This window comes from Methylobacterium sp. J-078 (genome assembly GCF_022829285.1).
Taxonomy (GTDB): Bacteria; Pseudomonadota; Alphaproteobacteria; order Rhizobiales; family Beijerinckiaceae; genus Methylobacterium.
In genome coordinates, this window is the sequence record NZ_JAKSYI010000095.1 from 1 (window position 1) to 5,099 (window position 5,099).

Here is a 5,099-nt window from a genome sequence, read left to right on the forward strand (position 1 = left end):
CGAGGTCGATACCGACCGTAGCAAGCTCGGACATGGGTGGCTCCTCAGCGTGAGGCGACAACATCCCGACTATGCCCCAACGCAAACCCGGGAGCAGGAGCCATCCACACCATCAATCGAGCAGGTCTTTGCCAAGGTAAAGGCCCTCCTCCGAACGGCTGCAGCACGGACCGCCGCCGATTTAACCACCGCCATCGAGAACGCGTTCGCCGCCGTCCGACCGGATGAGTGCCGAAACTACCTCGCCGCTGCCGGATACGATGCCTACGAGCCAACCTGAAAGGGAACGGCTCTAGCTCCAGAAGCGCGATACAACATTCAGAAATCTGCCTGAAGGGGTTAACTAATCAGGAGGCTCCGTATACAGCAGGTCTCTGCTCTACCCCTTTGATATCAGAAAGGTTGCAAAGTGACAGAATCTTCTCAAATACAGGTAAGAATGACGCCGAACGAGAGGCGCGTCTTCGAGAAACATCTAGCTAATAAGCCTGTATACTTAGAGTACGGGTGCGGCGGCAGTACAGAGATTGCTGTTGAAATGGGCTGCAGATTCATCGTTTCGATAGAAAGCGATAAGTCATGGGTGGATCAGCTGTCTAAAAAGCCGGCTATTTCCTCCAGGATAGCTGATAAAACCCTGATGTTAGAGCATGTAGACATCGGGCCCGTTAGAGATTGGGGTATTCCTATTGATAATTCGAAGCTGGCGAATTGGCCGAATTATTTTCTTACTCCGTATATTAAATATCCCAACGACTATAAGTTTATCTTAGTAGATGGTCGGTTCCGAAATTGCTGCGCTTATGCGGCATATCCATTCATGTCAGACGAAAGTATCTTGGCCGTACATGACTACACTCTAAGGCCTTCGTATTATGACATCGAAAAGTTTTTTGACATCGATGAAGAGATTGACACCTTGATTATTCTTAGAAAAAAGAAAAATATCCTACTTAAGTCGTTATTCATATCAACTCTGACTAATATGTTCAATTACTGACCGCCTCAACAAAATTTTATTGTTCTCGATACCAAGCATTGGAGATCGAATCCCAGCGAACTCGAAGGCCGGTGTTGGCCGCAAGGGTACTGCCGTTCGTCCAGCCATTGACGGTCGGCGAGAATGTCAGCGCCGTGATGCTACCAGCATAGTTCACGAACTGGATTGGTTGCCCGTCCGCGAGAGCTACAGGTAGTGTCACGGTCGAAGAAGCTACGGTGTCTGCCTGGATGAACCGGACAAGGCTCGTGTTCGCCGGCACCGTATAGGCCCCGCCCAAAGACTGACGGACGCCGCTGTTGTCGATCATTGCGCCAAGCGACATCATTGGAGACCCGGCCACTCCGCTAACTCCGATCTTCGAACCCGTACTGTCTAAGAGAAGCTGGCCTCCTCCGGCATTTGCCGTGAAGGACGCGGACAGATTGCCCGTTGCAGACGCAGCGACCGTGCCCGCTTCCCCAGACGAAAACGTGAAGGTTGGGGAAGTGGTGTAACCTGCTCCCGCTGTAAAGGTTATGTTGGCGGCGGTAACACGCCAGGCTGCCGTCATGCTCAGGCCAGACCCCGTGCCGCCGGTCGTTGCGATTGGGTAAGCGGCTGGCGAGTTACAGCGGGGCTGCGTTCCGCCGTTCTGAGCCGTATTGTTCGAGGTAAACGCCGTAACTGAGCCAGCCCCGTCCACGGCCGCCACTTTGATCATCGGGTAGACAGAGCAATTCAGCCCACCATAAGTGATTGCATCATTGACGGTATAACCGGAGCCACCCGCTGAGATGCTTCCATAGCTCTGCAAGTCGACGGTGTTCACGATGCATCCCGCCTGCTGCCCCCCTGACGGCGGAGCAGTCACTGTGCAAGACGGCTTGATAGCGCGGAACGAACCAGTCGCCGTGAACGAGAGGCTCCCGACACCGCCTGGATTGCTGACTGAGCTTACCGTGAGAGCGCTGGGGATGGTAACGGTCGGGGTGCAGACCGACCCAAGGCATAGGGTGCCGGTGAAGCCCGGAACGGGGGTTGGATAGTACGCCGTGGCCGGCACCGTGATCTTGCCCGCAACGGTCCATTTCGTTGCATCATCAAATAGCTTCACGACCAACGAGGCAGGCTTGGAGATCCTGAACACCGCATCGGTCGCCGTGACGGAAGACACACCAGGGGCGAGCTTGAAGTAGCTGTTGGTGCCGCCGCTCGTGTGGTCGATGAAGGAGAAGCCGTACAGCGAGATACTTGTCGACCCCGCGATCAGGAAGGCGTCGGTCATGACCGTGCCCTCCACGTGGAAGTCGGCGAGCAGTTCTGTGTGCGGGAATGCGCCGTTATCGAAGATGGTGACGCCGTAGGGGGAGCCGAGCGTGAGTACGTAGGCATTGTTGAAACGATGCTTCATGGTGCCGTTCAGCCAGACCGCGCTCTGCGATCCCGATCCGACGTACGTGGGCATGAAGTGCTCGTTGCCGATGAACGAGGCCCCGTAATTTTGGCCGAGAGTGATCGACGTAAACGCGCTATGAACGTTCCAGTAATTAGGACCGTCCGCGACGTAGGCAAAGCTGTTGCCTGTATCTCTGTTCTCGAAGTGCTCAGCCGTGAAAGAGACGGTTTCGCAGCCAACCTCATAAAAGGCTGCAAACGTGAAATATCCCGTCGTTTTCGGATAGTCAAAACGCTGCTCTGCACAGTCGATAGCATTGGAGCGCCGGGAAATCTGGATGCCGACCCGGGGGCGGTTTGTCTGATCCCCCTTCACGTGGGGATGTATCCAGTTAAGATGATCGCTGCCGGTTGCGTCAAGACAGACTGCGCCGGTTGCAGCGCAGAGGATCGAACCGCCCGTGACGTCGATGAATGCGCTATAGATCGGGCTCGTGATGTTTGTCAGGTTGATCGCGGAGTTGATGCGACATTGCCGAGGGATGCGAAGCGTTCCCGACTTTCCTGCATTGATTGCGGTCCGAAATGCCGCTGCGGCGCTGTTGATCGCAGTCGCATCATCGGTCAGGGCATCGCACTTGGCACCATAATCCATGACGTTGAAGGTGTCTGCTGCGCGATCAGCATTCGTCCGCGCCGTCGTCCCCCCCTGTGCCGTCACACTCAGTCCCGACGCATCGCCGGTCGAGCCCGGCTGAAGGCCAGAGGTTGGCGGGTTGAACAGCGTGCGCAACTCGGTGTCCGCCATAATTGGTGCGACGAGGAGGAAGAATATGGTAGCGAACCGAATGGCGCATAGCATGTTCATCGAGCTCCTTCTCAATCGAAGATGGAGACAACAGACGTAGCGTTAGTCCCGGTGAAATTAGCTTGTGAAATCAAGCAGTTTGTGAATTGAATTCCTCGGTCATTCACTACCTGCGCGGTCAGGCGTTCGGAGGAGAGCAGGACAATGCGAGCCCGCAAGATGTGCTTAAGGGGACGGGAGCGGTCACCCGCAATCCCAGCCAACTGGGACATCGTGGCGCTAGCGAGGAGTACACAGACAGTCTGAGCCATAGCCCAGACTCGCACGCTTCACGACCCGCGTGTATCCTCAGTCCGCGTCACTGCACTAAATCGCAGGAGGGGGCACCTCTATTTTATCAATGCTCCAATAGATATTTGGATCATAGCGCTTCCTACACAGCATGGCGATGTGCCGCAAACAAAAATGCTACAAAAATCAAGCAAAGGCAAATCTTTAATCTATATGTTGAAATATTAGAAGTCTGATTACTTCGAATAAGGTATTTCCACGCCTATAGTATTGAACAAATTTGATATGTCGATTATATTCGACTTTTGTAAAAATCCACCAATATATTCGATCTCTGACATTTGAAAATATTTAATTAAATGAGATCCGGCGCCACTATAATTCAGTAAAGTCTCTTTACTAAAATCTCTCACTCTGGCCGAAAGCTTTAATCGAGCAAGCTTTAGAACGTCATAGAAGTATCGATTATGAAAATGCAGATGCTCGATATCGCCACTATAGACTAAATTTTTATCGATGAGCTCTCTGTCAGAAAACAAATGGAACCCTAAATCAATATCGGGTCTAAATCCGCGCCTTAGGGCAATTTTTTTTGCACGTGCGGGATATGTGTTATTGGTGTACGGAATATTCCACAGCGCCGAATCAATTCGATATAGTGCTTTATCAGCAGGTACTGTAGAAAGCAATTCTTCGATAATTAGACGTGAGTGAAGTGGATTAGTGAGCTGGCGCCTGTGGAATACGAATTCGTCTGCGTCTGTGAGAAAAATCCAGTCAAAATCATCGGCAAATGTTCTAAGTGCATCTGAGACATATTGGCCTTTTTTCTCAAAATCATTATACCCACGCTTTACCAAGCCACCATCTTCCGTAAGCTTTCCCAGAACATTCTCAGTGCGAAGATCTGATGAGTTGTTGTCGAGAACTATTAATGAACTCACGCCAAAGATTGCGCTGTGATACTTAATCCACATATCAAGTAGATCGCCTTCGTTCTTTTGCATTGTGATGACGCCAATTTTCATTAAAAGCTTCCTTATATTGTAAAAGATCTGATGCCTAAGAGAGGATACATAGTTCGGGAATATGGACGGCTTACAACATCACAATTTTTCTTTACCAGATAACAGGCGTCGCATAAGTCTAAAATCTTCTTAGGGTTGCGCGAAGAGATTATATGCACAAAAATGAGCTGTCGGAAAGGGTACGCGATGCGGGAAATGCTTAACAATGACGATGAATAATAAAACGTGAAATCTTATTGATTGGGTTTCTAATTAGAATTACCATAATATAATTTCCTGCATCGCGCTGAATGATCGTAATTATCTCGTGGTGAAATTTTCTTTGACATAGCGTTAAAGAAAAATTGCCTGAGATATTCCCGCTTATCCTGAATCGTAACCGGAGGCATTGAAGTAGTTTGCGCTCTCGGCTGGGGTGAAGGCGTCAAGCGGTTCGCCGACGACACTCTTGAGGTCGAGTCCTGCCGGGCCCACCACCTTTTCCCCTCTGTAGACCACTCGAAATCGACCCGTCGGCGGAGCCTTCCCGGGGCGGCCGGAACCGAAACCGGAACCGCAAACGTGTTTTGACCCCACTCGGAGGCTCTCCGGCGGG

3 protein-coding genes and 1 pseudogene are annotated in these 5,099 nt (G+C 51.4%); 2 read left to right on the top strand and 2 right to left on the bottom strand.

What is annotated here, in order from left to right; genetic code table 11:
* Both MKK58_RS14775 and MKK58_RS14780 read left to right on the top strand, forming a co-directional pair.
* A pseudogene (locus MKK58_RS14775) lies at positions 1-280 on the top strand (hypothetical protein); the annotation flags it as partial.
* A gap of 159 nt (positions 281-439) precedes the next feature.
* Positions 440-1,000 carry a hypothetical protein gene (locus MKK58_RS14780; protein WP_243912766.1) on the top strand — a complete coding sequence of 187 codons (561 nt, stop codon included), beginning with the start codon at positions 440-442 and terminating at the stop codon, positions 998-1,000.
* A 16-nt stretch (positions 1,001-1,016) separates the two neighbouring features.
* On the opposite strand, the gene MKK58_RS14785 is transcribed toward MKK58_RS14780, so the two are convergent.
* Together MKK58_RS14785 and MKK58_RS14790 are read right to left on the bottom strand one after the other, a co-directional pair.
* Positions 1,017-3,245: a hypothetical protein gene (locus MKK58_RS14785; protein WP_243912767.1), complete on the bottom strand. Its 2,229-nt coding sequence runs from the start codon at positions 3,243-3,245 to the stop codon at positions 1,017-1,019.
* Between the two features lie 467 nt (positions 3,246-3,712).
* A complete protein-coding gene (locus tag MKK58_RS14790) occupies positions 3,713-4,504 on the bottom strand; it encodes a glycosyltransferase family 2 protein (RefSeq protein WP_243912768.1) in 792 nt (263 codons plus the stop codon).
* Positions 4,505-5,099 lie beyond the last annotated feature (595 nt).

What these genes read in the sequence shown, in the direction of transcription:
- MKK58_RS14780 (WP_243912766.1), top strand. Translation starts at nt 440, where the DNA reads ATGACGCCGAACGAGAGGCGCGTCTTCGAGAAACATCTAGCTAATAAG.
- MKK58_RS14785 (WP_243912767.1), bottom strand. Translation starts at nt 3,245, where the DNA reads ATGAACATGCTATGCGCCATTCGGTTCGCTACCATATTCTTCCTCCTC.
- MKK58_RS14790 (WP_243912768.1), bottom strand. Translation starts at nt 4,504, where the DNA reads ATGAAAATTGGCGTCATCACAATGCAAAAGAACGAAGGCGATCTACTT.